General features: G+C 45.6%; 15 protein-coding genes. 9 read left to right on the forward strand and 6 right to left on the reverse strand.

Annotation, left to right across the window (positions count from 1 at the left end; genetic code table 11):
* Positions 1 to 22 precede the first annotated feature (22 nt).
* Genes ACIG3F_RS05255 through ACIG3F_RS05265 form a run of 3 tightly spaced genes read right to left on the reverse strand, consistent with a single transcriptional unit; the run spans position 23 to position 2,478 of the window.
* Positions 23 to 1,324, reverse strand: a complete 1,302-nt coding sequence (locus ACIG3F_RS05255; RefSeq protein WP_278356818.1) for a DUF445 domain-containing protein — start codon at positions 1,322 to 1,324, stop codon at positions 23 to 25.
* Positions 1,325 to 1,335: 11 nt separating this feature from the next.
* Positions 1,336 to 1,887 (reverse strand): CC0125/CC1285 family lipoprotein, encoded by a 552-nt coding sequence (locus tag ACIG3F_RS05260; RefSeq protein ID WP_278356819.1) that lies wholly within the window; start codon positions 1,885 to 1,887, stop codon positions 1,336 to 1,338.
* Between the two features lie 51 nt (positions 1,888 to 1,938).
* Positions 1,939 to 2,478, reverse strand: a complete 540-nt coding sequence (locus ACIG3F_RS05265) for a DUF924 family protein (RefSeq protein WP_278356820.1) — start codon at positions 2,476 to 2,478, stop codon at positions 1,939 to 1,941.
* 211 nt (positions 2,479 to 2,689) lie between these two features.
* On the opposite strand from ACIG3F_RS05265, the gene gshA reads away from it, so the two are divergent.
* Together gshA and ACIG3F_RS05275 are read left to right on the forward strand one after the other, a co-directional pair.
* A complete protein-coding gene (gene gshA / locus ACIG3F_RS05270; protein WP_278356821.1) occupies positions 2,690 to 4,267 on the forward strand; it encodes a glutamate--cysteine ligase in 1,578 nt (525 codons plus the stop codon).
* Positions 4,268 to 4,285: 18 nt separating this feature from the next.
* On the forward strand, positions 4,286 to 4,813 hold the full coding sequence (locus ACIG3F_RS05275; protein ID WP_004281272.1) for a disulfide bond formation protein B: 528 nt from the start codon (positions 4,286 to 4,288) through the stop codon (positions 4,811 to 4,813).
* 53 nt (positions 4,814 to 4,866) lie between these two features.
* Here ACIG3F_RS05275 and ACIG3F_RS05280 read toward each other — a convergent pair whose 3' ends face one another.
* Entirely contained in the window at positions 4,867 to 6,198 is a 1,332-nt protein-coding gene (locus ACIG3F_RS05280; protein ID WP_278356822.1) for a hypothetical protein, read from the reverse strand.
* A gap of 246 nt (positions 6,199 to 6,444) precedes the next feature.
* On the opposite strand from ACIG3F_RS05280, the gene ACIG3F_RS05285 reads away from it, so the two are divergent.
* The 7 genes from ACIG3F_RS05285 (at position 6,445) to urtE (ending at position 14,887) form a co-directional block, all read left to right on the forward strand.
* Entirely contained in the window at positions 6,445 to 7,038 is a 594-nt protein-coding gene (locus ACIG3F_RS05285) for a YqiA/YcfP family alpha/beta fold hydrolase (protein WP_243474484.1), read from the forward strand.
* Between the two features lies 1 nt (position 7,039).
* Positions 7,040 to 8,920: a DNA topoisomerase IV subunit B gene (gene parE, locus ACIG3F_RS05290; RefSeq protein ID WP_278356823.1), complete on the forward strand. Its 1,881-nt coding sequence runs from the start codon at positions 7,040 to 7,042 to the stop codon at positions 8,918 to 8,920.
* Between the two features lie 358 nt (positions 8,921 to 9,278).
* The gene (gene urtA, locus ACIG3F_RS05295; RefSeq protein WP_180087167.1) at positions 9,279 to 10,559 is read left to right on the forward strand and encodes an urea ABC transporter substrate-binding protein; all 1,281 of its coding nucleotides are present in this window, start codon (positions 9,279 to 9,281) and stop codon (positions 10,557 to 10,559) included.
* A 94-nt stretch (positions 10,560 to 10,653) separates the two neighbouring features.
* The gene (gene urtB / locus ACIG3F_RS05300; protein WP_005105325.1) at positions 10,654 to 12,285 is read left to right on the forward strand and encodes an urea ABC transporter permease subunit UrtB; all 1,632 of its coding nucleotides are present in this window, start codon (positions 10,654 to 10,656) and stop codon (positions 12,283 to 12,285) included.
* A 4-nt stretch (positions 12,286 to 12,289) separates the two neighbouring features.
* Entirely contained in the window at positions 12,290 to 13,363 is a 1,074-nt protein-coding gene (gene urtC, locus ACIG3F_RS05305) for an urea ABC transporter permease subunit UrtC (RefSeq protein WP_005245654.1), read from the forward strand.
* On the forward strand, positions 13,360 to 14,178 hold the full coding sequence (urtD, locus tag ACIG3F_RS05310) for an urea ABC transporter ATP-binding protein UrtD (protein ID WP_004281279.1): 819 nt from the start codon (positions 13,360 to 13,362) through the stop codon (positions 14,176 to 14,178). The genes urtC and urtD overlap by 4 nt, the downstream gene beginning before the upstream one ends.
* A 10-nt stretch (positions 14,179 to 14,188) precedes the next feature.
* Positions 14,189 to 14,887: an urea ABC transporter ATP-binding subunit UrtE gene (urtE, locus tag ACIG3F_RS05315; RefSeq protein ID WP_396469524.1), complete on the forward strand. Its 699-nt coding sequence runs from the start codon at positions 14,189 to 14,191 to the stop codon at positions 14,885 to 14,887.
* A 139-nt stretch (positions 14,888 to 15,026) separates the two neighbouring features.
* Here urtE and ACIG3F_RS05320 read toward each other — a convergent pair whose 3' ends face one another.
* Both ACIG3F_RS05320 and ACIG3F_RS05325 read right to left on the reverse strand, forming a co-directional pair.
* On the reverse strand, positions 15,027 to 15,734 hold the full coding sequence (locus ACIG3F_RS05320) for a phospholipase D family protein (protein WP_396469525.1): 708 nt from the start codon (positions 15,732 to 15,734) through the stop codon (positions 15,027 to 15,029).
* 66 nt (positions 15,735 to 15,800) lie between these two features.
* Positions 15,801 to 16,523 (reverse strand): hypothetical protein, encoded by a 723-nt coding sequence (locus tag ACIG3F_RS05325; protein WP_396469526.1) that lies wholly within the window; start codon positions 16,521 to 16,523, stop codon positions 15,801 to 15,803.
* Positions 16,524 to 16,670: the final 147 nt, after the last annotated feature.

Here is a 16,670-nt window from a genome sequence, read left to right on the forward strand (position 1 = left end):
GGCTGTGAAAAACAGTTTATCTTCAAATTAAATGCTCTACCGCCGCCCGGATGATCCCGAGCACCAGACCGATACAGGCACCGACCACGACCCCATTGACCCGGATCATATGCAGGTCACCGCCGACCTCATTTTCAATCTTGTCGATCATCTCGCTTGAATCCCATTCGTGAATGCGCTCGCTGATAAAACGAATCACTTTTTCACTGTACTGGTCACTCAGGTCAACCGCGATAGAGCTCAGACGTTTATTCAGCAGCTCACGTACCGAGGCATTTAAGGTAATATTTTCTCCGACCTGTTGAATGGCAATTCTGAGATTTTCCGCAATACCCGAATCAGGTTTTTGCAAGTCTGCTTTGATCGCATCACATAAAATCACCACCGCACCACTGATAAAATTCAGCACTTGTGGACTATCCAGTAAGGCATCTTTGGTTTCATTCAGACGCTGGCTGGCTTCACTGTCATTATCCGCCAGCTGCAACATCCAGCTATGTCCCATGTTCTCAATTTTGAGTCGCCATGGATGATCTGGATCGGCCAGCATGGCTTCAACGCGCCCGATCACGGAATCAATACTGCGTTGCTGCACATCAATCCCGATCCAGCTGGCGCCTTTGGCCAGTTTCCACACCCCCATTTCCTTAAACAGGTTACGGGTCAGCTCACGGGTTTGTTCAGGATGCGAGGTCATCCAGGCATGTACCACATCCAGTCCGCGCTGTAGCACATCCTGATGGAAATCATTGTCCAGAACGGCATGCAGCATTTCGCTGGCTAGGGTATTGATCTGGGTATTTTTGACCCATTGCACGCTGTTGCTCTGGATAAATCCGGCAATCTGTTCCTGTCCGACAAATTCAAAAATTTTAGGCACCGTCTGTTGAATGACCTGAGTCACTTGGGCATTGTTTTGTGGATTGGCCAGCCAGCGTCCTGCAGCCAGACTCAGGTCGGTACTGTCCAGACTGCGCTGTACAATTTGCGGAGAAAGAAAATTTTCCTGCACAAAACGGCCCATCGACTCTGCAATACGGGCCTTGTTACGTGGAATGATTTCGGTATGGTCGCGTAAAAACTTGGGAATGGGCAATCTGCCAAAAGGGTTACGAAACAGCACCGTAATCGCATACCAGTCCGCCAGGCCACCGACCACACCCGCTTCTGCCGAGAGCATCAGAATATGAATGAGCCAGACATATTCGGGTAGCAGTTTGGCTGCAACCATCAATGCCAACCAGATCAGTACGGCGACTATTAGGGCGACGGTCGCGAAACGTTTACTGCGTTGTAAGCTCGGGGAGATACTCTCTGTCTGCATAGATCATCCTGTCAGGAGGGATTGGCCGGTTGCGGTTGCAGCACTGCACCGGATGGACTTAAACCATATTTAGCCCCAAGTGACTGTAAAATCAAGCGGGCATCAAAGGCATCTTGAGGCGCCTGATTGGCCTTGAAGCATTCAATGGTATACGCCACCTGGGCAGGATCTAGAGTCACGGTATAAGGACGGTCATAGAATGGGTCTGGCCAGAATCCCGGATATCGGCGGTAATAACCGTACGGATAAAAGCTTGGTGCCGGATAGACGATGGCCTGACGTGGAGGTTGCTGGGAGCGGTTACTTGGATCATTCAGTACTCTGAAGAATTGAAAACCATTTTGTACGGTAGTCTGTGCGGCTTTGAGCAGGGTAATTTCTTCAGCTGTGCCAAAGCTCATATTGGGACGGGCCTGAAAGCTGATACGGTAAGTGTTGTTATTGAGGGGAGTGGTACTGTAGCGACCTAACTGATCAAATGTTAAGGGCTTTGAAGGTGTCGTTGCACAGCCGGTCAGGCTGATGGCAGCAATCATACTCAATCCCAGTAGCATGTTTTTCATGTTCGATCTCCTGATGCAATGATCCAGTCCGGACAGCGGTCTTAAAAAATCTTAAAAACTGCTATCGGGTTGGGTCAGGAAAGTAAGTTCTTCATCGGTTGATTCACGACCCAGGATTTGGTTCCGATGCGGATAACGTCCAAAGCGGTCAATAATGACCTTGTGCTTTTTCTCGAATTCCAGATTGGTCGGATTGCCCAGACGCTGAAACAGTTTTAAGGCGAATTCATGAATCAGTTTGGATTCGCTGTGCATAAATGGCATATACAGAAAGGCACGCTGTTCCGGACTGAGCTGTTGATCCAGGTTCAGGCTGATGGCTTCCTGAGCCAAGGCCAGTGCCAGACTGTCTTGGGCGAAAGCTTGGGGAGAATCACGGAATAAATTTCGTGAAAATTGATCTAGCACAATAATTTCGGCCAGCCGGCCTTCTGCGGTTTTACGCCAGCCCCAAAGTTCAGCCCGGGCTGCCTGCTGATGGGTGCTCATGAACTGCTGCGCAATACTTTGGTCGAATTCATGACTTTGGCTAAACCATAGAGGCTGGCTGTCCGCATGAAACCAAAAGTTTAAAATATCTTGATAATTCATAATATTTACAATTCATTAGCATCTATTTGTTAATAAAATCACAAATTATCCATGTCTTATAGAGGAAGTTTGTGTTAAAAATTTGCCAAATCAAAAATCAATGGTTTGCCTGAAAACTAGGCAGCCTGTCATGTGCCGGCATGAAATCACGTTATACTGATTAAACCGATGATTTTAATTTAATAATTTAGCCCCCTTAAGCGAGATTGTAATGAGTCAACCTGAATCGACTTCCCAAAATGTATTACCGACCTGGGTCGAGTCGTCACTCATCAAAGGCATGTTGCGTGGTATCGAGCGTGAAAGCTTGCGTATGCAAAGTGATGGTTTCCTGTCACAGGCAGCGCATCCTCGTGCCTTGGGTTCAGCTTTGACTCATCCACATATCACCACGGACTATTCTGAAGCGTTGATGGAGTTTATTACTCCGCCACAAGACAGTATTAAAAAAGCGCTGGACTATCTCAGCGATATTCATGCGATTGTGCATCGTCATCTGGAAAATGATGAAAAGCTCTGGCCTTTATCGATGCCGTGTATGCTGGACAGCCGTGATGACAGCATCCCACTGGCACAGTATGGTAGCTCAAATATCGGCCTGTTTAAAACCTTGTATCGTCATGGTTTGGGCGTGCGTTATGGTCGCCGCATGCAGACGATTTCAGGGGTGCACTACAACCTGTCTTTCCCGGACCATCTGTTCGAGGCCTTACAACAGCAGGAACAGGACGAGGCACTGAAAGCGCTGAGCTTGCAGGATTATCGTAGCCATCGTTATATGGGCCTGATCCGCAACTTTATTCGTCTGACTCCACTGGTGATGTTCCTGGTGGGGGCCAGCCCGGCAGTCTGCCAGTGCTTTATGACCGGTCGTGATCATCATTTGTTGCCTTTGGTAAAGGGCACCCTGTATACCCCTTATGCGACAGCATTGCGTATGGGACGCTTTGGCTATCAAAACTCTGCGCAGAAACAGCTCGGTATTCACTACAATAATTTGCAGGACTATCTGGACGGACTGCAAAAAGCCGTTAAAACGCCGTATAAACCGTTTAGTCGTCTGGGCCTGGATGATGCCAATGGCCAGCCGATCCAGATCAATGATCATGTGCTGCAAATCGAAAATGAATATTACAGCCTGGTGCGTCCGAAACAGGTGCCGCTGGCGGGTGAAACTCCTTCACAGGCACTGGAAAATCGTGGGATTGCTTATGTCGAGCTGCGTGCAGTCGATGTCAATCCATACAGCCCGATTGGCATTAATGAAGATACGGCCGGCTTCCTCGAAGTCGTAGCCTTGTACTGTTTATTGCAGGACAGTCCGGCGCTTCTGAGTGATGAACAGGATATTATTGAACAGAATCAGGCCGAAGTGGTGAACCGTGGCCGTGCGCCAAATGCCGCAATTATGGAAAATGGCCAGTCTTATCCGATTGAAGACTGGTGTGCCATGCATTTGCAACGCATGCACCCCTTGGCCAAGCTGTTAAATTCGGCCTATGACAGTACTCTCTATACTGATGCATTAAAAACCATGATGATCCGGGTCGATGAAGTCGATGCCACCTTGTCTGCCCTGATGGTCGGGGATACGCGTGAACAGGGCAGTATGTGGCATTTTGGCCAACATCTGGCCCAGCAACATAGCAGTGTCTATGAAACGCATCAGCTCAGCCCGGAAACCCTGGCTTATTTTGAAGAAATGTCACAAAAGTCATTGCAGCAGCAACAGCAACTCGAGCAAGATAGCAGCATCAGTTTTGCTGATTATTTAGCCCAATATCGATAAAAAATAAGGGGATTCACCATGCAATGGGGTTATCGCTTCGTGAGTGGTATGTTGTTTCTGGCTGCTGTCATCGGCATGGCATTTGCCTTATATCTTGAGCATGTACAAGGTCTGGCGCCTTGTCCGCTCTGTGTGTTTCAGCGTGTTGGATTAATCGGACTCGGGATCATCTCACTGATCGCATTCCTGCATAATCCCGCATCTAATCTCATGAAGCGGCTATATGCCTTGCTGGGTTCGCTCAGTATTTTGTGGTCTGTGGGCGTGGCTGCGCGTCATGTCTGGTTACAGAACCTACCCCCGGATCAGGTGCCGAGCTGTGGTCCCGGTCTGGAATACTGGCTGGAAACCCTGCCGATGCAGTCTGTACTGCAACAGGTCTTAAATGGTTCAGGGGAATGTGCCGCGATTGACTGGACCTTCTTGGGTCAATCCTTGCCTGTCTGGTCTTTGATCTTTTTCAGTATTTTATTGCTGATTAGCCTGTGGCAACTACTGCGTAAATATAAAAAGGCACCGGTTAAACGACTCAGAGATAAATATTAATTCCGTATTTAATAAAAAAGCCCTCAATCGAGGGCTTTTTTATTTGCTTCAGTTTAGGTCAGGGCTATGCCTTCCAGACTGTCCAGATCCATCACATATTCATGAATCTGATCAAAGGCTTCATCTTCTATACTTGGATAGAACCAGCGCGCCACCTGCTCGGCCACCAGCGGATGATACTGAATTTCAAAATGGTTCAGGCCGTAGAAAATCGCCTTGTTTGCATCCGGGACTTTGAGCTGGAAACGCGGATTGGGGTGCTCGCCCAAAGCACTTTTAATACTGACCAGATAATCACCAATCACATGCAAGGTCTTGTTCTTGCGGTTTTCAAATTCGATGGTGCCGGCGACCAGATAGGTGTCGATATGAGAGGGAATCGGGGCAGGTTTACGGTGATCATCCATAAAGCCGATCCGAAGTGGATTATGCTCCCAGTCATCATCCCGGACGCTGCCATGGCGCAAATCCAGAATACCGTTACTGCGAATATTGACCAGATGGCCAAGCAGCCGGATCAGTGGAAAATGTCCAAGTTTGTCCTGCAAGCTAAAGCCAAAACGTTCCAGTACTGCACCATGATGCGGTGAACCCAGACAGACCAGATTTTCCACCATATTGACCCAGCTATAGACATTCTGCTTGCCATAAAACAGCGCACTACGAGAGACCAGACCACCCATGCTATGCCCGATCAGGTCAATACTGGTAATTCTCGGATTGCGAGCAATCAGATCCTGTAAGGTATTCGCCAGGCTGTGGCCATTGGCAGAAATCCGGCGTCCGGTATTGTAATTCAGATAGAGCATGGTATTGCGGTCGCGCTGCGCCAGTAATTTTGCCCCAATGCCTTCATATTTGCGATTCGACCAGTCTAAATGGTTCATGCATAAGCCATGCACAAACAGGGTAATACGACCGCTCAGCTCACCTTTTTGCAGCGAGCCATAATGGTCATAGATCACCATCGGCAGGGCTAGAGGGTTCTGATATTTCAGCAGATAATCCCCGATAATGCCATTTAAGACACTGACCAGAAAATGCAAGGAAGGTGTCAGCGGTTTATTGTGCAGTTTAGGAAAGCGTTCAATAATCTGGCGCAAAGCAGGGGCAATCAGGGTATTGCCATAATGAAACAGCATGTCATAGGACATCTGATAGAGCCGCACGATTGAAGGAATATTCTGAATCTTTTCTGAATTATTTTCACTTAAACCGAAAATACTCATTAAGATTTCGCGTTGAATACTCTTGACCAGCTCCTGGATCACATCGTTAAAGCGCATCGTCACCAGCTGCGCCAGACCTTCCAGTACATCGGCCTGACTCGGCGGGGTCCGATCCCATCGACAATAGGTTTCATGTAACGGTGTCAAACTTGGCATCTGATCCTGTCCTTTCAATGAGCCGTATGTGGTGCCATCTTTCTTTTTAAAGAACTTCGCGGTATAAATTCTTTTTCTTGTTGAGTTTCCTGATTTTGAGGGCCTCAGCTTAAAATAACGAGAATGAGAAAAGATTTTGGGCTTTTTTGTCAGACAATTTAAGCAATTAACTGGTCTTATAACGTAGTGTACTTCACATTATTTAAATTAAATTTTGATGATTGATGGGTTTTTTGTTGGTAGTTCATGAATATCATTTATTTGCATGGTTTTAAGAGTAATTCAAACTCGATCAAGGGGAAATTGCTGCAACATTACTGTGCAAAGTATCCTGAAATTCAGGTACATTTACCCGATTTAAACATGTCACCGAACGCTGCCATTGCGCATGTTTCTGAACTGATTGAATCGATGCATAATGTGGCATTACTGGGCAGCAGTCTCGGCGGATTTTATGCGACACATCTGGTCGCACAGCATGCTGTGCCTGCTGTACTGATCAATCCGGCAATGCGACCATGGCAACTGTTTCGTGAACTGTTTGACGAGCAACTGCCTTATCAAGTCCATCCGAACTGGTGTCTGGATGAGGCAGATCTGTTACAACTGCAGCAATTGGCCCTGCCTGTTGCACAAGATGCAGACAAAATACTGGTTCTGCTGCAACAAGGCGATGAAGTTTTGGATTATCGTGAAGCACATCGTTATTATAGTGCTGCGCATCCCCCTGCAATGCTGATGACTGAAGCGCATGGCAGTCACGGGATGGATGATTTTGCGGAAAAAATTCCGTTCGTCTTACAGTTTTTATTGGACTGCATAAAAAAGGAAACCGAATAACGTGTCTCAATATACGGCTCAATCTCTTGAAGTTTTATCTGGTCTGGATCCGGTCCGTCGTCGTCCGGGCATGTATACCGATACTTCTCGTCCCAACCATTTGGCACAGGAAGTGATTGATAATGCTGTCGATGAGGCACTGGCAGGGCATGCCAACAAGATTACCGTCACGGTCTATAAAGATGGTTCTTTATCAGTCGAAGACAATGGCCGTGGTATGCCGGTGGATATTCACCCTGAATATGGCCAGAGCGGTATTGAAATTATCATGACCAAACTGCATGCCGGCGGTAAGTTCAGCACCGATAATTACCAGTTTTCCGGTGGTTTGCATGGCGTCGGGATTTCAGTGGTCAATGCGCTTTCGACCCGTGTAGAGGTCGAAGTTCAGCGTCAGGGTAACCTGTACAGAATGGCCTTTGAAAATGGCGAACCGGTTGCACCGCTTGAAGTACTGGCAGGTAAGGCACCGAAACGGGTATCAGGAACTACGGTACAATTCTGGCCTGAAGCCAAATATTTTGATTCTCCTAAATTTGCCCTCAAAGCTTTAAAACATAATCTCAAAGCCAAAGCTGTTTTGGCGGCGGGCTTACAGATCAACTATGTTGATCAGATCAATGATGAAAAGATCACCTGGCAGTTTGAAAATGGTCTGGTTGATTATTTGATGGACGAGCTGGAAGACCGTGAAATTATTCCGGCACCGGCGTTTGTTGCCACAGGCGATGCGGAACGTGCCAGCGCAGAATTTGCAATTTGCTGGAATGTCGAAGGGGGTGAAAGCGTCCAGGAATCTTATGTCAACCTGATTCCGACCGCACAAGGCGGAACGCATGTGAATGGTCTGCGTTCAGGCGTCACCGATGCGATGCGTGAATTCTGTGAACTGCGTAATTTGCTGCCGCGGAATATGAAACTCTCTGCCGAAGATGTCTGGGACGGCGTCAATTATATCCTGTCGCTGAAATTTCAGGAGCCGCAATTCTCAGGTCAGACTAAAGAACGTCTATCGAGCCGTGAAGCAGCTGGAATTGTGCAGAATATTGCCAAAGATGCCTTTGCATTATGGTTGAACCAGAATTCTGACATCGCCATGCAACTGGCAGAAATGGCCATTTCCAAAGCCGGTCGCCGTCTCAAAGCAGCGAAAAAAGTAGAACGTAAGAAAATTGTCGCGGGTCCAACCTTGCCGGGGAAACTGTCGGACTGTGTAGGCCATGATCTGGATCAGTCAGAACTGTTTATTGTGGAAGGGGATTCTGCGGGTGGTTCGGCCAAGCAGGCGCGTGATAAGAACTTCCAGGCGATTATGCCAATTCGTGGAAAAATCCTGAATACTTGGGAAGTCTCTTCGGATGAAGTATTAGCATCTCAGGAAGTACACAACATCGCGATTGCGATTGGCGTTGATCCGGGTTCGGATGATTTATCGGAGCTGCGTTATGGCAAGATCTGTATTCTGGCCGATGCCGACTCGGATGGTTTGCATATCGCGACTTTGCTGTGTGCCTTGTTTGTGAAGCATTTCCCGACTCTGGTAGAAGAGGGGCATTTGTATGTCGCAATGCCGCCATTATTCCGAATCGATGACAATAAAGATGTGCACTACGCTTTAGATGAAGACGAACTGAATAGCATTCTGAAAAAATGCAAAACCAAGAATCCGCAAATTACCCGATTCAAGGGTCTGGGCGAGATGAATGCCAGCCAGTTACGTGAAACCACACTTGATCCAAACACGCGCCGTTTGGTGCAACTGGATTTAGATGATGCGCATTTTACCGCAGGTTTATTGGATAAACTCTTGGCAAAAAAACGTGCCAGTGACCGTAAAGACTGGTTAGAGCAAAAAGGTAATCTGGCTGATTTGGTGGTTTAAACTATCGAATTTAAGCAACAAAAAATCCCGCAAGTGCGGGATTTTTTGTTTTAAAACAGTGCAAAAATTATTCAAAATGCTGCACTTTATTTGTACATCATCTTCTATCTCACTTCTGCCATGTTTTCATTGCTCTTTGCGCGACCTACTTAGAGTTAAGCTCGGATACAGCATTTAAATACAGGTTTAATTCTTTTTAGTATTACTAAATCAATGATTCATAATATAAATGTGAAATCTGTTAAATTAAAAATTTGTATTTTTTGAAGCCTTGGCACAGAAATTGAATCACTCCATCCAGATGTACAACAAGACAAGCATGAAAAATGCACCATTATAAAGTTTGGAGAAAAATCTGATGTTCCAACGCAATTTATTTTCAAAAAGTATTTTAGCCGCAACCATGGCAGGGGCTGTTGCATTAACGGGATGTTCAAAATCTGCTGAAAAAGCAGAAGCCCCGGCCGCAGAAAGCAAAGTCGCAGACAGCGGCGACACGATTAAAGTCGGGATCCTGCATTCATTGTCAGGCACGATGGCAATTTCTGAGACCTCACTGAAAGATACGGCCTTAATGGCGATTAAGGAAATCAATGATAATGGTGGGGTACTGGGTAAAAAACTGGAACCTGTGGTGGTCGATCCAGCATCTGACTGGCCACTGTTTGCAGAGCAAGCACGTCAGCTGATTACCCAAGACAAAGTCGCGGTAATTTTCGGTGCATGGACGTCGGTGTCACGTAAATCTGTCTTACCAGTGGTTGAAGAGCTGAATGGCTTATTGTTCTATCCCGTACAGTACGAAGGCCAGGAACAATCCAAAAATATTTTTTATACCGGTGCTGCGCCTAACCAGCAAGCCATTCCAGCCGTGGAATACTTGATGAGTGAAGAGGGCGGTAAAGCGGAGCGTTTTGTTCTGCTCGGTACAGACTATGTTTACCCACGTACCACCAACCAGATTTTACGTGCTTTTTTAAAGTCTAAAGGCGTGGCTGATGCGGACATCATGGAAGAGTACACGCCATTTGGTCATAGCAACTATCAAACCATTGTAGGCAATGTGAAAAAATTCGCAGCTGGTAAAAAGACTGCGGTGATCTCGACCATCAATGGCGACTCGAATGTGCCGTTCTATCGTGAATTGGGTAATCAGGGCATTAAAGCCTCTGATATTCCCGTCATGGCGTTCTCGGTGGGTGAGGAAGAACTGCGTGGTATTGACACCAAGCCATTGGTCGGTCATTTGGCGTCATGGAACTATTTCATGTCAGTGAAGAATCCGGTCAATACAGAATTTACCAACAAAATGAAGCAGTATGCAGTGGAATTCAAACTGCCGAATGCAGACAAGCTCGTGACCAATGACCCAATGGAAGCAACTTATGTCGGGATTAACATGTGGAAGCAAGCCGTTGAAAAAGCAGGTTCTACAGAGGTCGATAAAGTCCGTGAAGCGATGGCAGGTCAGGAATTCAAAGCACCATCGGGCTATACCCTAAAAATGGATGCAAGCAATCATCACTTACACAAGCCGGTCATGATTGGTCAGATTCGTGGCGATGGTCAGTTTGATGTGGTCTATAAGACGCCACAAGCCATCCAGGCACAGCCTTGGAGCCCGTACATTCCGAAATAACAGCTATCTTTTGCCTGCCACAGCCGTGGCAGGTGTCCTCTGATTTTTTTCTTACTCTCCACGGAAAATTTCCAATGGAATAGGGGTGAATATAATGAATATTCGCGTGAATATCGCCGCTATTTTTCTGGTATTTGTACAGGTTATTTGTGTGCAACTGGTATCAGCAGAACAATCCTCAAATAGCACTGCATTGACTGCAGCAATACAACAAGATGCAATCCAGCAATTTGTGCAAGGTGATTTTGCCCAGCGCCGTGCTTTACTGAAGCAATGGCCGGGCAGTATCGAACAGTTAGATCAGCTTGCAGAATATGTTGAAAACGAGCAGCTTTATAGTGGGGCTAATGGTCAAACCTATATTTTAGAATCGGACGAAAAATTACTCAGCTATCCGAGTCTAGGCATCGTTGCAGATTGGCCGAGTGACTTATCACAAGTGACTTTGGTGAATACCTTGCGTAAAGCGCTCAACTTTGGTTTGGCACAAAGAAAACTCAAATCTGAAGATGCTTCCGAGCGTTTAGAAGCGATTGATATTTATGAAAGCAACTTGGCAGAGCTGAATGTTGCTCACATCAATGCCCTGTATTTGAACGAACAAAATAACAAAGTCAAAGCCCGTTTGGCCCAGCTTAAAGCGCGTCTGGATTATCAAGATGCAGATGTCTTAGTTAAAATTCAAGCGGCGAAAGCCTTGCAAGACTCCAATCGTCCCGATGTCTTGGCGATGATCGACAATGAGCTGACACAGCCGAATATCCATTCTGAGCTGAAAGCGGCTTTGCTTGAAGCGAAAAGCAGTATTAAAACCCGGATTCAAGCCAGTGAATGGACTGGGCATTTATTTTCAGGGCTGAGTACTGCGAGTATTTTACTGCTTGCAGCACTCGGTTTAGCCATTACTTATGGTTTGCTCGGTGTCATCAATATGGCGCATGGTGAGCTCATTATGATTGGCGCCTATACTACTTATGTGGTGCAAAGTCTGTTTAAAAGCTATTTGGGTAGCTATGTCGAGTGGTACTTAATCGCCGCGATTCCTGCGGCATTCTTGGTGAGTGGACTGATCGGTATGTTGATTGAACGTACCGTGATTCGTCCATTATACGGTCGTCAACTTGAAACCTTGCTTGCAACCTTTGGGGTCAGCCTGATTTTGATGCAATTGGTACGCATGACTTTTGGTGCGCAAAATGTCGAAGTGTCGAATATTTCGTGGCTATCAGGCGGGATCTCCATTACCCCAAGTTTAATGCTGCCGTATAACCGTATTGCGATTATTGTCTTCACCATTGCAGTGCTTTTGTTGTTGGTTTACCTACTGAATAAAACCCGTTTTGGTTTGTTTGTACGTGCGGTGACGCAAAACCGTCAAATGGCACAAGCCGTTGGTATTCGTTCAAGCCGTATCGACATGATGGCCTTTGGTTTAGGTTCAGGTCTTGCAGGACTCGCCGGATGTGCTTTGGCACAAGTGGGTAATGTCGGGCCTGATCTGGGTCAAAACTACATTATTGATGCCTTCCTTGTGGTAGTGGTTGGTGGTGTTGGTCAGGTATGGGGTGCAGTTCTTGCAGCACTTGGTCTGGGTATTAGCGGTACCGCCTTGGAAATTGGCATTGGTGCAGTACTGGCAAAAATTGTTCTCTTGGTGCTTGTGATTTTGTTTATTCAAAAACGTCCACAAGGTTTGTTTGCCATCAAAGGCCGTTTTGTGGAGTAAGCACATGAAGATTACACAATTATTATCCGACAAACCGCATAGTGGCATTGCGATTGCCGTATGCTTTGCCATTTTATTGGCATTGCCATGGTTACACCTGTTACCTGCCGATTCAACCCTGCATTTATCTGCGTATTGGGTCACCTTGATTGGCAAAATCATGTGTTTGGCTCTGGTCGCTTTGGCACTGGATTTAGTTTGGGGCTATGCCGGAATTTTAAGTTTAGGACATGGTTTGTACTTTGCCCTTGGCGGTTATGCCTTTGGGATGTACTTAATGCGCCAGTCTGCAGGGGATGGCATTCCTGACTTTATGCGCTTCCTTAGTTGGACGGAAGTGCCATGGTTTTGGGTCGGTACGGAATACTTCCTTTGGTCATTGGTATTGGTGGTATTAGTGCCGGGCATCATCGCCTTTATTTTCGGCTTCTTTGCCTTCCGTTCCAAAATTAAAGGCGTGTATTTCTCGATTATTACCCAAGCTATGACTTTTGCCGCTGCATTACTTTTCTTCCGTAATGAAACCGGCTTTGGTGGCAACAACGGCTTTACCGGTTTTAAAACCATTTTAGGCCTGGACATTACCTCGGCATCGATGCGGGCAAGTTTGTGCTTTATCACCGCTTTGGTATTGTTGCTGTGCTTTATTGGTTTACGTCATTTAATGAATAAACCTTATGGCCGTGTACTCGGTGCAATTCGTGACAGCGAAAACCGTCTGCAATATTTGGGCTACCGTACCTTGTGGTACAAGCTCTCGGCATGGGTGCTATCTGCGGTGATTGCAGGCATTGCAGGGGCACTGTATGTGCCACAAGCCGGCATTATTAACCCAAGTGAAATGAACCCGGTGAACTCGATTGAAATGGCAGTCTGGGTGGCAGCGGGTGGACGTGGCACGCTGATTGGTCCATTGATTGGGGCAGGCTTAATCAATGGAGTAAAAACCTATTTTACTTCGGCTTATCCTGAAGCATGGCTGTTGATTTTGGGTACGTTATTTATTGTAGTGACCATCTTCCTGCCAAAAGGCATTATTGGTCTGTTTGACCGTTTTAAAAAGGAGCGTAGCGAATGAGCGAGATCCTGCAACCGCATGGTGGTCATGCTTCTGAAGGCTATGGTCGCCCAAAAGAACAAGGCGCGGACTTTACCCATGGCATTGCATTGTATCTGGAAAAAGTCAGTGTCTGGTTTGATGCCTTTCGTGCCCTAAATGATTTATCGCTGTATATCGAAGAAGGGGAATTACGCTGCATCATTGGACCGAACGGGGCGGGGAAAACCACCCTCATGGATGTGATTACCGGAAAAACCCGTCCAACTGAAGGCGCTGCATTTTTCGGGCAAAACTATGACCTAGCCAAAATGAGTACCGAGCAAATTGCTGAAGCAGGCATTGGACGTAAATTCCAAAAACCGACGGTGTTTGAAAATTTCAGCGTCATGGAAAATCTGCTTCTAGCAGCACCCAAAGACAAGCGCGTGAAAAAGAGTTTCTTTAGCAAACTCGATCCCGATGCCCAAAATGCCCTGGATGAATCACTTGCGCAAATTCGTCTGCAAGAGTTCATTAATAAACCTGCTGGCTTGCTGTCGCATGGTCAAAAGCAATGGTTAGAAATCGGCATGTTGTTGATGCAACGTCCAAAACTGATTTTACTGGATGAACCTGTAGCAGGCATGACCGATGCCGAAACCGAGCGCACGGCGGAGCTGTGTTTAGAACTCAAGAAAAATCACACCCTCGTTGTGGTTGAGCATGACATGAGCTTTATCGACACCATCAGTGAAAAAGTCACGGTTTTGGCACAGGGTGCAATTTTGGCAGAAGGCACATTGGCTGAGGTTCAGGCCAATGAAGATGTCATTGAAAAGTATTTAGGACGTTAAGGAGACCAAGGTGTTAGAAGTCAAAGACGTCAATCAATTTTATGGTGGCAGTCATATTTTACGTGATGTGTCGTTGACCGCACCAGTGGGTGAATGTTCGGTGGTGCTTGGACGGAATGGGGTGGGGAAAACCACGCTCCTTAAATGTCTGATGGGTATTTTACCGATTAAATCCGGACAGATTTTGCTGGATGGTAAAGACATATCCAGGCTCAGTCCTGAACAGCGTGTACGTGAAGGTTTGGCTTATGTGCCACAAGGTCGAGATATTTTTTCAACGCTGACAGTGGAGGAAAACATCCTGATTGGAATGGCGAAATTTAAAGGAACAAAGACACGTAAAGTGCCTGAACATTTGTATGAAATTTTCCCTGTCTTGGAGGAAATGAAGCACCGCCGCGGCGGAGATTTATCCGGTGGACAGCAGCAGCAGCTTGCCATTGCGCGTGCACTTGCTTCTGAACCCCGTGTGCTGATTTTGGATGAACCGACTGAGGGTATTCAGCCATCAATCATTAAAGATATTGGTCGCGTCATTCGTAAACTGGCGGATGGCAGTGAGATGGCGATTGTCCTCGTTGAGCAATTCTATGACTTTGCTGAAGAACTTGCTGATGGATATACCGTGATGGCACGTGGTCAAGTGGTAGCACAAGGTGTAGGCAGTGAAATGCCGGAGAAGGGAATTCGGGAGTTGGTGGCGATTTAATTTCCCTCACCCTAACCCTCTCTTGCACTTTACTTTAAAAGCAGTGCTTTAAAGTTCGTTCAGGAGAGGGGAAAGCTTCCCTGAGCAAGATATAAGCACTGCTTTATATCGAAGCGTAAGAAAGGGAGGTTTGAAGGAATTAGATTTCTGTATTTTCATCCCAAAGAAAGTACATGCCAAATTGTCCGGTTCTAAATTCACCGCCTATCGCTTTGCCCGTATCCGTTAAAAAGTGCTTATCATTTTCAAGTTTAAGATAGCCTTTATTCACCAGCTGTTCGAGCAAATCGGGAGTCTTGAGTCCAACTTTGGAAGCAAGTTTTGCTGTTGTTAATTTCTTGAATTTTAAATTTTCTTGTTCTATTTCACGCTCAGTTTGCGCTTCAACTTTATCTGTTTTAACTTCATCTAAGCTAATCCGGACTTCTTCGCTAATCCGAATAATACGCTGTGCTTCTTCATAAGCATCTTTAAAGACATCATCATCTTCATATTTACGTACTGAAATGCCCATTTCATTGTTATTGACCTGGCTAAATTCATATAAATTCAAACTCGAAATAATACATTCCGATTCATTGAGGTAGCATTTTGCATGCAGGTTTTTGCAGAAACTCAAACGGACATAGTCCAGTTTTTGAATCCATTTAATTTCTTCGGGATGCAAATCACTTTTGCCATAGACAATACGAACATCAATTTTTAGCCGGTCTTTGTCTTCTAATAATTCTTTAATACGGTCATTGAGACGTAAATACGGACTGATTAAAATTAGACGTTCTTTGGCATTTTTAATGAGTTCTTCTAAGAAAAAATTGGTTGCACTGGTATTTAAAAATTTAGCCATATTTTCCCTGTAATATTTTGAATATTATGTTTGTTATAGGGCAATAAGATATCGCTGAATCAGCAATCACTCAACCTTTAAATACATGCCATCCGCCGAGACATTATGTCCAAAACCGCAAGACATCGGATTACTGCTATTCACCACAATCTGTTGTCCAATTTGAGCGTTAAACTGAAATTTCAAATCAATTCTGCAGTCGTCATAACGATATTGGGTATGTGTTTTATTCAGTGGCATACGGGTTGAAAATTCTCCCATATTAGAACCATAAATCAGACTGCGTAAACCCATATAAAGTCCATTAAACTCAATCTGGTAGGCATTCGAAGCCCGTTTAACTTCCATCGTATTCCATTGACCAAAACCTGCATAACGAACATATTTTCCTGCAAGAGTCTTCGGTTTTTTGGGTGCAGGCAACTGTTTCAAATTAAACTGGCTACTTTGGGCTTTAGGATAGACAGAAAACCAGGCACGTGCCCACTGCGGATTTCCAAGCTTGGCATAACTTAAACCGACATTATTAAATGCCGTGGTGATATCACGTTCAGAAAAAGCTGTACCGCCGTCTTCTACATTCATCGCACAAAAGGATGACCATGCGGCTTGCTGCTCAAATTGCGCTATGGCCTTTTGATATTGTTTCTGGTCGTAGAATTTTTTGCCATTATTTGCATAGCTTTGCACTTGGCTACAGCTTGAACGCAATTCTTTCTCGAACTCTGAATCAGCAAAAGTGAGCGTGCTTAAACTTAAAAGACCAATAGACAATAGAGATTTATACATGGTGTTATTCAGTATGATTTTTAGCTGAATAAAACATAGCTGCTCGTATAAGTAAATAGAACTTGTGCTTATTAAACTGGATAAGAACAAAATATCGTGATGGCCAAGTATTAAAAGCTGAAGAGTAGTGTCCAGAAAGCAGTTCTG

Source organism: Acinetobacter sp. NPDC052428 (genome assembly GCF_044547685.1).
GTDB lineage: Bacteria > Pseudomonadota > Gammaproteobacteria > Pseudomonadales > Moraxellaceae > Acinetobacter > Acinetobacter lwoffii_G.

Coding starts and splice junctions, on each gene's coding strand:
- ACIG3F_RS05260 (WP_278356819.1), bottom strand. CDS start 1,887: ATGAAAAACATGCTACTGGGATTGAGTATGATTGCTGCCATCAGCCTG.
- ACIG3F_RS05320 (WP_396469525.1), bottom strand. CDS start 15,734: ATGGCTAAATTTTTAAATACCAGTGCAACCAATTTTTTCTTAGAAGAA.
- urtA (WP_180087167.1), top strand. CDS start 9,279: ATGTTCCAACGCAATTTATTTTCAAAAAGTATTTTAGCCGCAACCATG.
- ACIG3F_RS05280 (WP_278356822.1), bottom strand. CDS start 6,198: ATGCCAAGTTTGACACCGTTACATGAAACCTATTGTCGATGGGATCGG.
- urtC (WP_005245654.1), top strand. CDS start 12,290: ATGAAGATTACACAATTATTATCCGACAAACCGCATAGTGGCATTGCG.
- ACIG3F_RS05285 (WP_243474484.1), top strand. CDS start 6,445: ATGAATATCATTTATTTGCATGGTTTTAAGAGTAATTCAAACTCGATC.
- ACIG3F_RS05275 (WP_004281272.1), top strand. CDS start 4,286: ATGCAATGGGGTTATCGCTTCGTGAGTGGTATGTTGTTTCTGGCTGCT.
- gshA (WP_278356821.1), top strand. CDS start 2,690: ATGAGTCAACCTGAATCGACTTCCCAAAATGTATTACCGACCTGGGTC.
- urtB (WP_005105325.1), top strand. CDS start 10,654: ATGAATATTCGCGTGAATATCGCCGCTATTTTTCTGGTATTTGTACAG.
- ACIG3F_RS05255 (WP_278356818.1), bottom strand. CDS start 1,324: ATGCAGACAGAGAGTATCTCCCCGAGCTTACAACGCAGTAAACGTTTC.
- ACIG3F_RS05325 (WP_396469526.1), bottom strand. CDS start 16,523: ATGTATAAATCTCTATTGTCTATTGGTCTTTTAAGTTTAAGCACGCTC.
- urtD (WP_004281279.1), top strand. CDS start 13,360: ATGAGCGAGATCCTGCAACCGCATGGTGGTCATGCTTCTGAAGGCTAT.
- ACIG3F_RS05265 (WP_278356820.1), bottom strand. CDS start 2,478: ATGAATTATCAAGATATTTTAAACTTTTGGTTTCATGCGGACAGCCAG.